At 63.8% G+C, this 15,117-nt stretch carries 15 protein-coding genes; 5 read left to right on the top strand and 10 right to left on the bottom strand.

What is annotated here, in order from left to right:
• Positions 1-50: 50 nt before the first annotated feature.
• Positions 51-797, top strand: a complete 747-nt coding sequence (locus NKI35_RS17225; protein ID WP_352741023.1) for a nucleotidyltransferase domain-containing protein — start codon at positions 51-53, stop codon at positions 795-797.
• A complete protein-coding gene (locus NKI35_RS17220) occupies positions 794-1,426 on the top strand; it encodes a YceH family protein (protein ID WP_352741021.1) in 633 nt (210 codons plus the stop codon). Before NKI35_RS17225 ends, NKI35_RS17220 begins: the two co-directional genes overlap by 4 nt.
• Before the next feature lie 205 nt (positions 1,427-1,631).
• Here NKI35_RS17220 and NKI35_RS17215 read toward each other — a convergent pair whose 3' ends face one another.
• Positions 1,632-2,057, bottom strand: coding sequence for an OsmC family protein (locus tag NKI35_RS17215; RefSeq protein WP_023670508.1), 426 nt, complete (start codon positions 2,055-2,057; stop codon positions 1,632-1,634).
• Between the two features lie 215 nt (positions 2,058-2,272).
• On the opposite strand from NKI35_RS17215, the gene NKI35_RS17210 reads away from it, so the two are divergent.
• Both NKI35_RS17210 and NKI35_RS17205 read left to right on the top strand, forming a co-directional pair.
• Positions 2,273-2,488: a hypothetical protein gene (locus NKI35_RS17210; RefSeq protein ID WP_352741019.1), complete on the top strand. Its 216-nt coding sequence runs from the start codon at positions 2,273-2,275 to the stop codon at positions 2,486-2,488.
• Complete coding sequence (locus tag NKI35_RS17205; RefSeq protein WP_023698373.1) at positions 2,485-2,841, top strand: YciI family protein; 357 nt, start codon at positions 2,485-2,487, stop codon at positions 2,839-2,841. Before NKI35_RS17210 ends, NKI35_RS17205 begins: the two co-directional genes overlap by 4 nt.
• A 12-nt stretch (positions 2,842-2,853) precedes the next feature.
• Here the strand turns inward: NKI35_RS17205 and NKI35_RS17200 are convergent, their stop codons facing one another.
• The 9 genes from NKI35_RS17200 to NKI35_RS17160 all read right to left on the bottom strand — a co-directional run bounded on the left by NKI35_RS17200 (position 2,854) and on the right by NKI35_RS17160 (position 14,168).
• Entirely contained in the window at positions 2,854-4,461 is a 1,608-nt protein-coding gene (locus NKI35_RS17200) for a GMC family oxidoreductase (protein ID WP_023742127.1), read from the bottom strand.
• The gene (locus NKI35_RS17195; protein WP_352652337.1) at positions 4,458-5,996 is read right to left on the bottom strand and encodes an FGGY-family carbohydrate kinase; all 1,539 of its coding nucleotides are present in this window, start codon (positions 5,994-5,996) and stop codon (positions 4,458-4,460) included. The genes NKI35_RS17200 and NKI35_RS17195 overlap by 4 nt, the downstream gene beginning before the upstream one ends.
• A complete protein-coding gene (locus NKI35_RS17190) occupies positions 5,989-6,831 on the bottom strand; it encodes a class I fructose-bisphosphate aldolase (RefSeq protein ID WP_352652338.1) in 843 nt (280 codons plus the stop codon). Before NKI35_RS17190 ends, NKI35_RS17195 begins: the two co-directional genes overlap by 8 nt.
• Complete coding sequence (locus NKI35_RS17185) at positions 6,743-8,551, bottom strand: glycerol-3-phosphate dehydrogenase/oxidase (RefSeq protein ID WP_352741017.1); 1,809 nt, start codon at positions 8,549-8,551, stop codon at positions 6,743-6,745. The genes NKI35_RS17190 and NKI35_RS17185 overlap by 89 nt, the downstream gene beginning before the upstream one ends.
• Before the next feature lie 77 nt (positions 8,552-8,628).
• The gene (locus tag NKI35_RS17180; RefSeq protein ID WP_023818312.1) at positions 8,629-9,624 is read right to left on the bottom strand and encodes an aldo/keto reductase; all 996 of its coding nucleotides are present in this window, start codon (positions 9,622-9,624) and stop codon (positions 8,629-8,631) included.
• On the bottom strand, positions 9,614-10,594 hold the full coding sequence (locus NKI35_RS17175; protein WP_023736785.1) for a sugar-binding transcriptional regulator: 981 nt from the start codon (positions 10,592-10,594) through the stop codon (positions 9,614-9,616). Before NKI35_RS17175 ends, NKI35_RS17180 begins: the two co-directional genes overlap by 11 nt.
• A gap of 1 nt (position 10,595) precedes the next feature.
• A complete protein-coding gene (locus NKI35_RS17170) occupies positions 10,596-11,582 on the bottom strand; it encodes an ABC transporter permease (protein WP_352741089.1) in 987 nt (328 codons plus the stop codon).
• Positions 11,583-11,599: 17 nt separating this feature from the next.
• Positions 11,600-13,126, bottom strand: a complete 1,527-nt coding sequence (locus NKI35_RS17165) for a sugar ABC transporter ATP-binding protein (protein WP_352741014.1) — start codon at positions 13,124-13,126, stop codon at positions 11,600-11,602.
• Positions 13,127-13,196: 70 nt separating this feature from the next.
• On the bottom strand, positions 13,197-14,168 hold the full coding sequence (locus NKI35_RS17160) for a substrate-binding domain-containing protein (protein WP_050587426.1): 972 nt from the start codon (positions 14,166-14,168) through the stop codon (positions 13,197-13,199).
• Positions 14,169-14,568: 400 nt separating this feature from the next.
• Between NKI35_RS17160 and NKI35_RS17155 the strand changes: the two genes are divergently transcribed.
• Positions 14,569-15,099: a hypothetical protein gene (locus NKI35_RS17155; protein ID WP_023670503.1), complete on the top strand. Its 531-nt coding sequence runs from the start codon at positions 14,569-14,571 to the stop codon at positions 15,097-15,099.
• Positions 15,100-15,117 lie beyond the last annotated feature (18 nt).

The following is a 15,117-nucleotide window of genomic DNA, read 5'->3' as shown; positions in this document are numbered from 1 at the left end:
CCGACTTTTCGCCGGACGCCGTCGCGGCGCTGCGCGCCCGCCTCGATCTGGTGCGAAGCCAGCCTGTAAAAATCCTGTTTGCCATCGAAAGCGGCAGCCGCGCCTGGGGGGTTCCGTCTCCCGACAGCGATTATGACTGCCGCTTTGTCTATATCAGACCGGTAACCGATCACCTCGTGCTGCAGCAGGCGCGCGATGTGATCGAGTTTCCGATCGAAGGCGAGATCGATGCCGGCGGCTGGGATCTGCGCAAGGCGTTGCTGCTGGCGCTTGGCGGCAATGCCGTCATAGTCGAATGGGCGAAGTCGCCGATCGTCTATGAGGAGGTTTCGGGGTTTCGCCAGCCCCTTCTCGATTTGCTGGCCGAGATCGTCGATCCGGCGAAGGTATCGCACCACTATCTCGGCCTTGCGCGTTCGCATGTCGCCAAGATCGGCAGTTTCTCCGGCGAGGTGAAGCTGAAGAAGCTGTTCTATCTGATCCGCCCGCTCGTGGCGCTCGACTGGATGGAACAGCGCGGCTTTGCCAGCCTGCCGCCGATGAACCTTGGCGAATGCCTCGATCAGACCGAGATACCGGCTCAAGCCAGCGACGAAATCCGCGGCCTGATCGAGCGCAAAAGCCGGACGCGGGAGATGGGCTCGGGCCTCATCCCGACCGCAATCGCGCGCTATCTCGAAGCCCGCTATGGTCACCACGAAATGAACCTAGTCGGCCCCGTCAGGGACAAAGCCGGCCAAGCGCGCAAACATGCCCTTGCAACCGAATTTTACCGCCGGGAGGCTGGACTTCAATGAGCGATGACCTTCCCATTCTCAATCCCGTCGAAGCCCGTGTGCTCGGCTGCCTGATCGAGAAGAAGGAGCTGACGCCGGATGTCTACCCGCTGACGCTGAATGCAGCACTTGCAGCCGCCAACCAGAAGACGGCGCGCGAGCCTGTCATGGCGCTGGAGCAGACGGAGGTGCATCGGACTCTCAAGCTGCTCGAGCAGAAGGGGCTGGTGCGTCAGATGTTCGGCTCGCGCGTCGAGCGCTATGAGCATCAGATGGCGCAGCGCTTCTCGCTGACCACGCCGCAGACCGCGGTGATCGGCCTGCTTTTGCTGCGCGGGCCGCAGACGGCGCATGAGTTGCTGGCGCGAGCTGAGCGCATGGCGCGGTTTTCGTCCGTCGAGGACCTGCGTGGCGAACTCGACATGCTGATCGGCCGCCGCCCGCCGCTCGTCCAGGAAATACCGCGCGGGCCGGGGCAGCGCGAGGACCGTTTTATGCATCTGCTCGCAGGACCGGTGGACGTCGCGGCGTTATCGGTGCAGCGGAGCGCGCCGGCCTTGCCTGCTTCCGACCTGGAAGCGAGATTGGAGGCTCTGGAGCAGGAAGTCGTAGCCCTTCGCGCCCGGCTTGATGCGCTGGGCGCCCAATAGTATCCGAGACGTCGGCGGGACAGCACCCCCTCTGGCCTGCCGGCCATCTCCCCCTCAAGTGGGGAGATCAGATGTCACGCCGGCCTTCGCCAATCACGAACGTCGAAAGAAGAGTGCCAGCTACCGAGCTTCCAATTTCCCCGGGAGATGCCCGGCAGGGCAGAGGGGGGCGCGAAGAATCGCTACCCCGGGCAAAATCGGCGGATCACCCCAGTTTCGCGTCGAGCGACACTTTGATGGCGCCGAGCGCCTTCGAAACCGGGCATTCGGCCTTGGCCTTCTCGGCCAATTCCTTGAACTTCGCCGCATCGATGCCCGGTACCTTGCCGATCAGGGTGATGGCGCTGCCGGTGATGCCGGTGCCGGGGACCAGCGTCACCACCGCCTTGGCGTCGAGCTCGGTGGCGGGCGTGCCGTTCTCGGCCAGGAAATGCGACAGCTGCATGGCGTAGCATCCGGCGTGTGCCGCCGCGATTAACTCTTCGGGATTGGTGCCGGATTTGCCGCTCTCGTCCTCGAAGCGAGCCTTGAACGAATAGGGCGTGCCCTTCAAGGTGCCGCTCTGGCTGTCGAGCGTGCCCGTGCCCTCCTTCAGATTGCCTTTCCAGACGGCGTTTGCGGTACGGTCCATAGAATTCTCCTTGATTACAGCGACAGCGCCGGCCACGCGGCGTTCCCTCCAACTATAGCGCGGCGGCAGGGGAAGACCACCGCGCTGTTCCGGATGCGACGCCGGCGTGCCCTGCAAATTTTTCTGAAAAAATGTGCGTGCAAAAATGTCGACTTGCATCGGCGCCGGCCGTCCTGCGAGCGTCCACGGATTCTCGTGGCGGATGGAGATCCAAGATGAACAATCTGTTTTCTGCCCATTGGAACGACGCCGACAAAAGCGCGCGTCTACACGAGATCGAGTGCTCGCGACCTTCCGGCTTCCGCCGGCTGCTTGCTGCGGTCGCCGTGATCGGCATTGCGGTCTGCGTGCTCGACCACGCTGCTGCCGGCAAGGATGCCGCCGGCGCCGTGATCACCTATGGTTCGTCACAGCAAGGGAGCTGGAAATGAAATATGTCTGTCTGGTCTACGGCGAGGAAAAGGACCTCCATGCCATGACGCCTGAGCGTCTGGCCAAGCTCGACGCCGATTCGATGGCCTATGACCGGTCATTGGACCAGCAAGGCAAGCTGATCATCGCGCAGGCGCTGCAATCGGTGAAGACGTCGAAGACGGTGCGGCGGCGCCAAGGCAAGCGGCTGATCACTGACGGTCCGTTTGCCGAAACAAAGGAGCAGTTGCTTGGTTTCGTCATGATCGAAGCCGACACTCTCGACAAGGCGCTGGAGATCGCCGGCAAAATTCCGCTGGCTGAAATCGGCACCGTCGAAGTCAGGGCGATCTACGACGTGCCGGGGTCATAGGCGGCGGCGACGTCATGCAGGCCGGCGGATCATATCCGCCGCCTTCTCGGCGATCATCACCACTGGCGAGGCGGTGTTGCCGGAGACGATGCGCGGCATGATCGACGCGTCGATGATCCGCAGCCCCTCGATACCGGTCACGCGCAGGTCCGGGCTGACGACGGCGCGGTCATCGATGCCCATCCGGCAGGTGCCGACCGGGTGGAAGATGGTCGTGGCGATCGAGCCGATCTGGTGCAGCAGGTCCTCGTCCGACTGGTGGGCGAGACCAGGCAGGATTTCTTCCGGATGGAAGCCGGCAAGAGCCTTGGCGGTCATGATGCTGCGCGCCTGGCGCACCGAACGCAGCGCGATCTCGCGGTCGCGCGCCGTAGAGAGGTAGTTCAGCCGGATCTCCGGCTGCACGGCCAGCTCGCGCGTCGTAGCGTGCACCGAGCCGACGCTCTCGGGCCGCAGATTGCAGACCGACATGGTGATTGCCGGGAACGGGTGCAGCGGGTCGCCCAGCCGGTCGGTAGACAAGGGCTGGACGTGGTACTCCAGGTCCGGCGTCGCCATCGACGGATCGGATTTCGAGAACATGCCGAACTGGCTCGGCGCCATCGACATCGGTCCCGAGCGGCCAAAGGCATATTGCAGCGCGATCTTCGCCTTGCCGCTCAGGCTGTTGGCTAGCGTGTTGAGCGTCAGCGCCGACGACACTTTGTAGACAGTGCGGATCTGCAGATGGTCCTGAAGGTTCTCGCCGACATCGGGGCTGGCGTGAACCACATCGATGCCGAGCGCGGCGAGGCGATCCGGCTCGCCAACCCCGGAAAGCTCCAGCAGTTTCGGCGTGTTGATCGAGCCGGCGGTCAGCAGCACCTCGCTCCTGGCCTTTGCCTCGATGGTTTGGCCGCCGACGCGATAACAAACGCCGATAGCACGCTTGCCCTCGAACAACACCGTCTCGACATGCGCGTTGACGACCAGCCTGAGGTTCGGCCGTCGCAGCGCCGGGCGCAAGAATGCCTTGGCTGTGTTCCAGCGCACGCCCTTGCTCTGGTTGACTTCGAAGAAGCCGGACCCCTCATTGTCGCCGTCGTTAAAATCCTCGCGCGGCATGATGCCGAATTCCTTGGCCGCCTCCTGCACGGTGTTCAGGATCGGCCACGACAGGCGTTGCCGCGCCACTTTCCATTCGCCGCGGGAGCCATGCAGCTCGGTCTTGCCGCCATGATGGTCCTCGGATTTGAGGAAGTAGGGCAGCACATCGTCCCAGCCCCAGCCGACATTGCCCATCTGCCGCCAGCCATCGTAGTCCGCCGCCTGGCCGCGCATGTAGATCATGCCGTTGACCGAGGTGCAGCCGCCCAGCACCTTGCCGCGGGGATAGACCAGCGAGCGGCCGTTCAGGCCGGCTTCGGGGGCAGTCTTCATCATCCAGTCGGTGCGCGGATTGCCGATGCAATAGAGATAGCCGACCGGGATATGCACCCAGTGATAATTGTCGCTGCCGCCGGCCTCGAGCAGCAGCACGCGCGTCGCCGGGTTTTCGCTCAGGCGATTGGCCAGCACGCAGCCGGCGGTGCCTGCGCCGACAATGATGTAGTCGTAGTCGCCATCGAGCCGTTGGGTCATTGCGGTGGTTTACTCGGCGGTGTTCTACTCGGTTCTGCGGCGTGTTCGGCCCAGAACGATCGCAGCGTATCGGCAAGGCCGCAATAGGCGCGATAACGCCTGTTGTAATGGTCCTGCATGGCCGGGTTCGGACGGTAGGCGGCGCTTGACCGGGTCATGGCGTCGACGCCGGCCTCATAGTCGGCGAACAGGCCGGCCGCGACCCCGGCGCCGATCGCCGCACCAAGTGCGCCGGTCTCGCGTGCTTCAGGGACGGTGATCGGCACGCCAAGCCCGTCGGCGAAGATCTGCGGCCAGTGCTCGCTGCGCGAACCGCCGCCGGACAGGACCGCTTTGTCGAAGCTGACACCGGCGTCCTTCAGAACATTGATGTGGCGCCGGTGCTCGAACATCACGCCCTCGAACAGCGCGCGCAGCATATGGCCTTCCCTATGCCAGCCGGCGAGGCCGTAGAAGCCGGCGCGGAACTCCGCCCCTTGTCCCGACCCGTAGAGAAACGGGTGGAACATCGGATCGTCCCAGGTTGGCGTCACCGCGCCGACAGCCGCGTTGCAGTGGCCGAACGGATCGTCATAATGGGCACCGCGCTCGACGAGTTCGCGTACATACCATTCGAGATTGGCGGCCGATGTAGCGCTGGATTCGATGTTGACGAAACGGCCGGGACCGAAGCGCGCCACCATGAAAACATCTGGGTCGACGACCGGCGCGGTGGAGAAGACCTGATTGACCGACCAGGTGCCGGCGATAACAGAGGCTTCGCCGGGACGCACGACGCCGGCTCCCATGGCGCTGGCGACGACGTCGAAATAGCCGGCGATGACCGGCGTGCCTTCCGCCAGTCCGGTCTCTTCAGCCGCTTGCGCGGTGACCGCGCCGGCGATGTCGGCGCTCTCGCGCAATCGAGGCAGTTTGGCCTGCGCGTCCTCGATGCCGTAGAGCGCGAGAAGCTCGGAATCATAGACGCCTTCGGGCATGCGGACGAGGCCGCAACCGGACATGTCGGAGACGTCGCTCCCCCGCTCCCCTGTCAGGCGGTAGGTGATGAAATCCTTGCACAGCATCGCTGTGCCGGCCGCGGCATAAAGGTCGGGCGCATGCTGCTTGACCCAGGCCAGCAAGGTCGGCGTCTGCGCCGGCCATGGCTTTTGCAAGCAGATGGCGTGCAGCGCTTCGGCATTTCGCGCCGCCAAGGCCGCCGCCATGCCGGCGGCGCGGGTGTCGAGCGACTGGATGCCGATCAGCGGTTCGCCGGCACGGTCGACCAGATAAAGGCCGTTGCCATGGCCGGCGCAACCGATGGCGGCGATTCCGCGGGCATCGATGCCGGCCTGCGCGATGCAGGCGCGGATAGCGTCGCGCGCATCGGCCCACATGCCGCCGAGGTCGCGCTCGACATAGCCCGGCTCCGGCGTGTGCGAACGGCCGGCGACCGCATGCATGGCGAGCTGCCGTCCGGTATGATCGAACAGCACAGCCTTGATGATGGTGTTGCCGGCGTCGAGGCCGAGCAGATAGGCGGCTTGATCAGCCATTGTTGTAGATGTCCCAAGCCTCTTCGCCGCCGGCGTCGTTGTGGATCATCGCCATCAACGCACTCACTACCGCCTTCGGATTGGCATGCTGATAGATGTTGCGGCCATAGACCAGCCCCTTGGCGCCTTGTCTGAGCAGGGCTGACGATTTTGCCAGCACCGTCTTGAGATCGTCCTTGCCGCCGCCACGCACCAGCACCGGCACGCGTGCCGCCTCGACGACGCGGTGGAAATCTTCCGCGTGCTCGGTCGGGTCGGCCTTGATGATGTCGGCGCCCATTTCGGCGGCGAAACGCACCAGCGTCACGATCTTTTCCGCATCGCCGTCGACCTGGTAGCCGCCCCTGATATCGTTGGGCAGCATGACCAGCGGCTCGATCATCAACGGCATGCCGTAGCGATGGCAGGCGGCGCGGACCTTGCTGATGTTTTCGACGCATTGGCGAAACAGTTCCGGCTCGTCGGGCAGCATGAACAGATTGACGACGACGCAGGCGGCATCCATTTCCAGCGCGCCGATGATCGGCTCGTCATGGTTCTGCAGCATCGACCACATCACCCGGTGGCGCTGTGCATTGTAAGGGTTGCCCATGTCGATGCGCATGACCAGCGCCGGCTTGCCCTTGTCCGGTCGCGATTGCAGCAGATCGGCCTGGCCATAGGCGAGCTGCAGCGCATCGGGCCCTGCCGCGATCAGCGTGTCGATGACACGTGGCATGTCCTCCAGGCCGATGAGAAACCCCGGTTCATTGCAGACGCCGTGATCGAGCGCCACGTCGAGGCAATTGCCGTTGGTGAACATCCGGTTCATCCGGGCCTTGGTGCTGACTTTCATGTTCTGCTCCTGGGATCGTGCGTTGGTCGAGCATCTCTTGCGAGACGCCGTGATAGGTGTCGAGTTCGGCGATGAGACTTTTTATCTCCTCGTCGCGGTGCGGATCGCTCCAGCCGCGTTCGGCGGCCAGTGCATCCGCGATGCGCTCGATTGATACCGTCGAGATGTCGCCGGCAATGGCAAGCGACGTGCGGCGCAAGACAACATCCGAGAGGCAGGTCACGAACTCATGCCGGGCGAGATAGACGATCTCGGCCGTCGTGGTTTCGGTCCTGTCGTCGAGCCTGGTGTCGTCGGGACGACCGAGGCAGAACAGGATGATGTCGCGCGCGCCGCTGCCGTAGCGATCGATGAGATAGGCGGCGCGGTTGGCACTGATCGCGAACTCAGCGGCGAGATCGGCTGCCATCGATGCCGGATCTGCGGGGAAACCGAGGCCGCCGCCTATCGGCAGCGCCAGCGTGCCGCGAATGCGCTCGCGGCCAAGTTCGGCCAGCACGTCGTCGGCCGCCTGTTCGGCGAAGGCGCGGAAGGTCGTCCACTTGCCGCCGATCATGCAGAATTGCGGGATGCCGCCGGCTATGCGATGCACGGAATGGCCGCGCGATATCCTGCCGGTGAAGGCATGGTCGCTCTTCGGCAGCGGCCGGATGCCGCTATAGGTGAAGACGACGTCGGCGGCACGGACCGGAATGGACGGGAATACCAACCGCGCCGCCGCCAATATGTAGTCGGTCTCGGCCGGTTCGCAGCGCACGCGCCCGGCTTCGCTGACGCGGATATCCGTCGAGCCGACCAGCACCTTGCCGAGATAGGGAAACATGATGCAGACGCGACCGTCGGCATTCTCGAAGAAAATCATGTGACCGCCGAGCGCACGGTGGAGCGGCTCGTTGTCGAGGATGAGGTGCGAGCCCTTGGTGCCCTCGACCAGGGGCGCCGCAGGCCTGTCGGAGGCGTCGAGCCGGGCGATCGCCGAATCGAGCCAGGCGCCTGTCGCATTGACGATCGCCTTGACGGTCACGGCGAAACGTTCTCCGCCAGCCGTGTCGATGAGTTCGAAGGCCGACCCTACCCGCGCAATCTCGGCGCGGTTCAGCGCGAGGCTGTCGGGCGCCAGGCGTGCGGTATCGAGCAGCAATTCGATGCCGAGCCGTTCGGGATAGCTTATCCATGCGTCGTAGTAGGTCGCGGAAAAACGAAGGTTGGGATCGAGCGCCGGCCATTGCGCGAAGGTCGCCCTGGCGCCACGGAAACTGTGGCGCGGCAGCACCCGGCGCTTGCGCGTCGTCCAGTCGTAGAGCGCGAGGCCTGCCTTGATCGCCAGCGCGCCACGGCTGGAAGGCGTTTCCGAAAAGCCGAGAAAGCCTGCCGCGCCGTTCATCAGCCCGGAGAAGACGGAGCGGATCGGAATTGTCGTCGGCAGCGGCCGCACCATATGCGGCGCATTGGCCAGCAGCGCGTCGCGTTCGCGCAGCGATTCCTGCACCAGGCCGAACTCGCCATTCTCGAGATAGCGCAGGCCGCCATGGATCATGCGCGAGGGTGCCGCACTGCAGCCCGAACAGAAATCGTTGCGTTCGACCAGCAGAACTCGGAGACCCTGCAGCGCCAGTTCGCGGAAAACGCCGATGCCGTTTATGCCGCCGCCCATGACAACGACATCGAACGCGCCGTTGCGGCGGATCGTGTCGAGGATGACGGTTCTCTGATCAGGCATGGCTTTGCCGGGCAAGGTTGGGCCGTTCTGCCGTCCGGTGGACGGCAGCTCAACTTGGTTCGGGTTACTGGTGGCGGTCAGGCGTCGAGATTGGTCAGATGGCGGCTGGCGGCCTCACTGATCTGGTTGATCTCCTGTCCCGACAATTTGATGCGGCCGGCCTGCGCGTTTTCCCTGGCTTGCTGCGGGCTGCGCGCGCCGCAGAGTGAGAAGGTGATGCCGGGCTGCTGCAGCGTCCAGGCGATGACCACCTGCGCCTCGCTGGCGCCGTGCGCCTCGGCACTCGGCTTGATCGCTTCCATCAGCGCTGCCACCTTGCGGCGGTTGGGCTGCGAGAAGCGCGGATTGTCCTTGCGCTGGTCGTCGCCGGTAAAGACGCGGTCGGGACCGATCTTGCCCGAGAGCAGACCGAGCGCCAGCGACGAATAGCTGAGCACCGACACGTTGTTCCCGGCGCAGAAGGGCAAGAGATCCTGTTCCATGTCACGCGCAACCATGCTGTATTCCTGCTGGACCGCATCGAGTTGGCCGGCCGCGAGATAGGCCTTCACATCGGCGACGCTGACATTGCTGGCGCCGATGGAGCGGATCTTGCCCTGGGTTTTCAGCCGGTCGAGCGCTTCCATCGTTTCAGCGACCGGCGTGGTCGGATCCTGCCAGTGGGTGATGTAGTGGTCGATATGGTCGGTGCCGAGGCGGCGCAGGCTCTGCTCGACTTCGTAGACGACAGAGTCGGCACCGAGATAGCGATGCACCGGCGCGCCGTCATAGTCGAAGAAGTGGTTGCCCTTCTTGGTATGCCAGATCAGCCCAAGCTTGGTGGCGAGCACGACCTTGTCGCGGCGGCCCTTGATCGCCTTGCCGACGATTTCCTCGGACAGCCCCTTGCCGTAGGCCGGCGCGGTGTCGATCAGCGAAATGCCTTCATCGATCGAGGCGCGGATGGTGTCGATGGATTGCGCCTCGTCGGTACCGCCCCACATCCAGCCGCCAATGGCCCAGGTGCCAAGGCCGATTGCGGAGGCGGATATTCCCGACGCGCCAATGGTGCGCGTCAACATTTCAGGCGACATTGCGTATGCTCCCCGCATTGCTCAGGACTGCATTGGCCGTCTCTTCGTCGACGACCAGTGATTTGAGATAGTTGCCGCGAAGCGCTGCGCGGATCGGCCAGACCTTTTCGGCGCCGCTAGCGACGCCCATCACCGACCGGCAACGACCGAGCTCCGAAGGCGCCAGCGCCACCAGGCGGTCGTTGGGCGGATAGTCGGCCAGCGTGCCGTCGTCGCGGATCAGATGCGCAAGGAACTCGCCGACTGCGCCGCTGGCGGCGAGTTTTTCGCGGTCGGGATCGAGGCCCGGGTGGAGGTCGTAATAGCTCGACCCCGGCGTCTGGATCGAGCCGACGCCGACCAGCGCGATCGCCGCCTTGCGCGCCAGATCGAAGATTTCGCGCACCGAGGCCATGTCCAGCAGGAGATCGCGCTGCTCGCGGCTTTCGGCAAAGAGCGGCGCATGCAAGAGCATGCTGGTGCCGCCGAGGCGTTCGGCCAGCCGCGTCGCCAGATGGTTGACGTCGGTATAGTGCTTGCCCTGGACGCCGCCGGTCAGCGGCACGACGGTGACGTCGAAGGCGCGCTCGGGCTGCAGGTTTTCGACCAGCGCGCTGATCGCCTTGCCGCCGGTAATGGCGATGACGTCGCCGTCGCGCAAAGTCTCGAGCAACTGGTTGGCCGCCGCGCGCCCCACCTGCTGCAGCGTGCTGTCGGGACTGCCGGCCACGGTCGGAGTCACGATCGCGGCTGCCAGTTGCGCGACCTCGATCAGCTGCTTTTCGATGTCGACGAGGCGCTGGAACGGGCTCTCGACCGCGATCCTCAGCATGCCGAGCTTGCGCCCTTGCGCGATCAGCCGATTGACTTTCGACGCCGAAAGGTTGAGCGCCGCCGCAATGTCGTTCTGCTTCATGCCGTCGACGAAGTGCAGCACCAGAACGGTGTGGATCTGCCGGATCGCCTCGAAATCTTCCCTGCCGTCCGCCATCTCAGCCCCGCCGCTTGTTGAAGTAGTAATCGGCGGTGACCGCCGTCAGCAGAATGGACCCGCGGATGATGTCCTGCCAATAGACGGACACGTCGAGCAGAGCGAGCGAGCTTGAAACGACGGAGAGCAGGATGGTGCCGAGGATGGCGCCGAGAATGGTGCCGGAGCCGCCGGTCAGGCTGGCGCCGCCGATCACCGCGGCGGCGATGACGTTTAGTTCCATGCCGGAGCCGAAGGTCGGCTGGGCCGAGCCGAAACGGGCCATGTAGATCACGCCGGCAAAGCCGCACAGGGTCGAGCAGAGCGTCGTCGTCAGGAACACGACCTTCTTGGTACGGATGCCGGAATAGGCGGCGGCCTTCTCATTGCTGCCGGTGTAGAAGACTTTGCGAAACATCGTCGTGCGGCGCAGCATGAAGTCGGACAGGATGACGAAGACGATGAAGATGATGATGACGACCGGAATGCCGCCAATGGCGCCCTGGCCGATGAATTTGAACTCGGGCGGCAGCGTGTAGAGCCCGAGCGGCCGGCCGCCGGTGCCGAGCAGGCAGAGCCCGCGCGCAATCACCATCACCGCCAGCGAGACGATGAAGTGGTGCAGCCCCACTCGGGTGACGAAGAAGCCCATAAAGGCGCCGATGCCTGCACAGGCCGCTAATGCAATCAATGATGCCAGCCAGGGGTCGACGCCGCCGAGGAAGAGCAGGCCGGCAATGACCATGGCGAGTGCGGTGACCGAACCGACCGAAAGGTCGATGCCGCCTGAGATCAGAAGGATCGTCATGCCGACGACGACGATGCCTTCGACCGCGAAGGCCATCGCCATCGCCCGCATGTTGTCCCAGGTCAGGAAGTACGGCGATGCGAACGACATGACCGCAAAGAGCACGGCGATGATGAGGATCAGACCGGTCTCGCGCATCCTGATCAGGCCGCCAAGCCTTTCACCGAACCCGATGCGGGCCGGCGGCGTCACGCTGTCCATGCTTTCCCCCACGATGCTCATGCGGCGCTCCGTTGCCGGCCGTCATCGGCAAGCGATGCCAGGACCATGATGTTTTCTTCGGTCATTTCCGCGCCGGTGACCTCGCCGGTGATGCGTCCCTCGCGTACGATCAGCACCCGGTCGCAGACGCCGATCAGTTCCGGCAGTTCCGACGAGATGACCACGATGCCGACGCCGTCGCGCGCCAGCTTGCGCAGGATCCGGTGGATTTCGGCCTTGGCGCCGACATCGACGCCGCGCGTCGGCTCGTCGAGGAAGATCACTTTCGGGTCGACCGACAGCATCTTGGCGATCGCCACCTTCTGCTGGTTGCCACCCGAGAGCGTCGAAACCGGCTGGCCGACATGGCCGCATTTCAGCGATAGCTGCTTGCCGATCGTCTCCGCCCGCTGCTTCTCGCGGCGGTCGTTGATGAGGCCGAAGCGCGTCGAGATCCGATCCACCGCCAGCGCCGAGATGTTGGCAGCGATCGACATGTCGAGGAACAAGCCGTCGCCCTTGCGGTCCTCGGAGAGGTAGACGATGCCGGCGGCGATGCTATCGCCATAATGGGTCAGCGACAGCGGCTTGCCATGCAGGCTGAGATTGCCGGTCACCTGACCCTCCAGCCGGCAGATACCCCGAACGATCTCGCTGCGACCGGCGCCGATCAGGCCGCCAATGCCGAGGATTTCGCCCTTGCGCAACTGGAAGCTGATGTCGCGGAAGGTGGTTGCTTCCGAGAGCTTGTTAACCTCGAGCAGGATCTCCTCAGCCCGCTCGTCGTCGCGCAGCTTCTCGGGATAGAGGCTGTCGATGACGCGGCCGACCATGGACGCCACCACCTGTTCGGGCGTCGTCGCCGATATGTCGAGCGTGGTGATGTACCGGCCGTCGCGCAGCACCGTGACGCGGTCGCAGTTTTCGAAGATTTCGGCCATGCGGTGCGAGATGTAGATGATGCCGATGCCTTCGCCGGCAAGCTGGTGGATGATCTCGAACAGTTTCTTGGCCTCGCGCTCGGTCAGCGCGGCGGTCGGCTCGTCGAAGATGAGGATGCGGCAATCGAGCGTCAGCGCCTTGGCGATCTCGACCAGCTGCTGCTGGGAGATCGACAGGCTGCGCACCATCGCGGTCGGATCGATGTTGCCAAGCCGCGCCAGGATCGCGGCAGCGCGCTTCTCGAGGTCACGGTAATTCATCAGCAGCGCCTTGCTGGCGTTGGTGATCGACATAAAGATGTTTTCGGCCACCGAGACATCGGGGCAGAGCGCGATCTCCTGATGAACGAAGCCGATGCCGAGCTTTTGCGCCACCAGCGGCGAGCGGATCGAAACGGAGCGGCCGTCGATCTGGATGTCGCCGCTGTCGGGCGGCAGTATGCCGTCGATCACCTTCATCAGCGTCGACTTGCCGGCGCCGTTCTCGCCGGCAATGGCGTGGATTTCGCCGGCGCGCAGCTCGAAACCAACATCGCGCAACGCACGGACAGGGCCGAACGATTTGCTGAGGCCGGATATTTTGAGGAGGGGCGGTTTTTCCACTTGTGTGCTCACCTGCTCAGGGAGGGATAAGGCAACCGCGCCGGATGGCGCGATTGCCTGATGGACGCGATTAGCTGGGATCGCGGCCCTGCATGTACTTGTTCAGGTCGAACGAGTCGGCATTCTCCTTGGTGATGACGGCAAAGCCGTTATCGGCGAAGGGGATGCTCATCGGGTTGTGGCCCGACGTCTTGTAGTCGTTGAACGGGTCGATCAGCTCCGGATGCGCCGCCATGAAGGTGGCGACGAAGCCGAGATAACCCTGCATGCCCTGGTTCGGGCTCAGCGCCATGTGGATGTTGCCGGCCTTGATCTGCTCCAGCGTCGCCGGGGTGATGTCGGCGTGCATGATCAGCACCTTGGCCTTGGCTTCGAGAACGGCCGCGACCGCGCCTTCGGCCGAACCGGCTTCCGGAATCCACAGCGCCTTGAGGTTCGGGTTGGCTTGCAGCATCGAGGCCACCGCCTTGTTGGCGACATTGGCGTCCTGATTGGAGGCCTGGCGTCCGACCAGCTTCATCTTCGGATAGTTCTTGGCGAGATAGTCGATGAAGGCGGTGACGCGCAGATCGTGGTTGCTCTGGCCGGGGTTCTCAAGCACGCCATATTCGGCGTCGTCGCCGACCTGCTTGACGATCTCCTCGGCGGCAAACTTGGCTTCCGCCAGATTGTCCGAGGTGATGTAGGAGACGCGCTTGGATTTTGGCGAGTCGGCGGCGAAGGTGACGACGGTGGTGCCGTTCTCGATGGCGCGGTTGATCGGCTCGATGAACGGATCGGCCTGCATCGGGTGCAGCAGCACGCCGGCCGGCTTCTTGATCAGATCCTGTTCGAAGGAAGCGATCTGCTTGGCGATGTCATAGTCCGGCGTGCCCGAAAACACTGTCTTGCAGCCCATCGCCGCAGCCGCCTGCTTGAAGCCCTGATAGACCGGCACCCAATAGGGATGCGCGGAGACCATGACGTTCATCACGTAGGTCTCATCCGGCTTGCACTGAAACTTGCTCTCTGCCGACGCTGGCATCGCCAGGGTCAACGTCATCACAGCGGCGCTCAGCGCGCCCACCAGCCCAATCCTGTTCATTCTCTCCTCCGGGTTCCCCGACGATGAAAGCCTCGTCGCATCAGCTTTGCAAGAAATTTCATCAGATGAAATCTCTGGCGAGATTGAATACGGCGGGATTTATGGCATGTCAATGATGGCGAACGAAATATCAGTATGTGAAATATCTTGCAGGTGGGGTGGGGTGGATGCGAAGTCGGCGTTATCGCCAAGCGGTTGCATCATTAGTGCCCGTGACGAGCGACCTGAACCCAGGACGTCCGATCTCGGCGTCTGGATGATTAGGGGGCCGCTCTGTTTCTCATCAGATACAATTCTTGCGTGTTGAAGCAACGCCGGAGTTCTCCTATCGTCGCCGCAATTTTCGGGGGAATTGGACATGCCTTTCCTGATTGCTATTCTCGGCGTGCTGGGAGCCGGGGCGTTCTGGTGGTATCGCATGAAGGCCATGAACGAAGCCGCGCGCGAGGTCGCCGACGTCGTCGGCCGCGTCCAGGGCAACATAAGGCGCAAGAAGCTGCGCAAGCAGGCGGCGCTGTCGCCGCTGACGGCGATCGACGATCCTGTGGTGGCGGCGGCAACGCTGATCACCGCACTGGCAGCGGAGCACGGCCCGATCCTGCCGAAGCGCGAAACGGTCATCCGCGAGGTGATCTCGCAGATTGCGGACAACCAGAAGAAGACCGATGAAGCCGTCGTCTACGCCAAATGGGCCGCGGCGCAGATCGACGACACGACGATCGTCATCGACAAGCTGGCGCCCTTCCTGCGCGAGCGCCTCGATCCCCACGAGCGCGAAGATCTGCTGCAGATGCTGGATCGTGTTGCCAAGAGCGGCGAGCAGAGTTTCAAGGTCGCCGACCAACGCATGCTGCGACTGCGGCAGAAGCTGGGGTTTGAGGTCAACTGACCTCGGTCAACATTGATC

The organism is Mesorhizobium sp. M0676, assembly GCF_040320535.1.
Classification (GTDB): Bacteria; Pseudomonadota; Alphaproteobacteria; order Rhizobiales; family Rhizobiaceae; genus Mesorhizobium.
This window is presented reverse-complemented; position numbering and strand designations above follow the sequence as displayed.

Coding starts and splice junctions, on each gene's coding strand:
- NKI35_RS17220 (WP_352741021.1), top strand. CDS start 794: ATGAGCGATGACCTTCCCATTCTCAATCCCGTCGAAGCCCGTGTGCTC.
- NKI35_RS17215 (WP_023670508.1), bottom strand. CDS start 2,057: ATGGACCGTACCGCAAACGCCGTCTGGAAAGGCAATCTGAAGGAGGGC.
- NKI35_RS17210 (WP_352741019.1), top strand. CDS start 2,273: ATGAACAATCTGTTTTCTGCCCATTGGAACGACGCCGACAAAAGCGCG.
- NKI35_RS17205 (WP_023698373.1), top strand. CDS start 2,485: ATGAAATATGTCTGTCTGGTCTACGGCGAGGAAAAGGACCTCCATGCC.
- NKI35_RS17200 (WP_023742127.1), bottom strand. CDS start 4,461: ATGACCCAACGGCTCGATGGCGACTACGACTACATCATTGTCGGCGCA.
- NKI35_RS17195 (WP_352652337.1), bottom strand. CDS start 5,996: ATGGCTGATCAAGCCGCCTATCTGCTCGGCCTCGACGCCGGCAACACC.
- NKI35_RS17190 (WP_352652338.1), bottom strand. CDS start 6,831: ATGAAAGTCAGCACCAAGGCCCGGATGAACCGGATGTTCACCAACGGC.
- NKI35_RS17185 (WP_352741017.1), bottom strand. CDS start 8,551: ATGCCTGATCAGAGAACCGTCATCCTCGACACGATCCGCCGCAACGGC.
- NKI35_RS17180 (WP_023818312.1), bottom strand. CDS start 9,624: ATGTCGCCTGAAATGTTGACGCGCACCATTGGCGCGTCGGGAATATCC.
- NKI35_RS17175 (WP_023736785.1), bottom strand. CDS start 10,594: ATGGCGGACGGCAGGGAAGATTTCGAGGCGATCCGGCAGATCCACACC.
- NKI35_RS17170 (WP_352741089.1), bottom strand. CDS start 11,582: ATGGACAGCGTGACGCCGCCGGCCCGCATCGGGTTCGGTGAAAGGCTT.
- NKI35_RS17160 (WP_050587426.1), bottom strand. CDS start 14,168: ATGACGTTGACCCTGGCGATGCCAGCGTCGGCAGAGAGCAAGTTTCAG.
- NKI35_RS17155 (WP_023670503.1), top strand. CDS start 14,569: ATGCCTTTCCTGATTGCTATTCTCGGCGTGCTGGGAGCCGGGGCGTTC.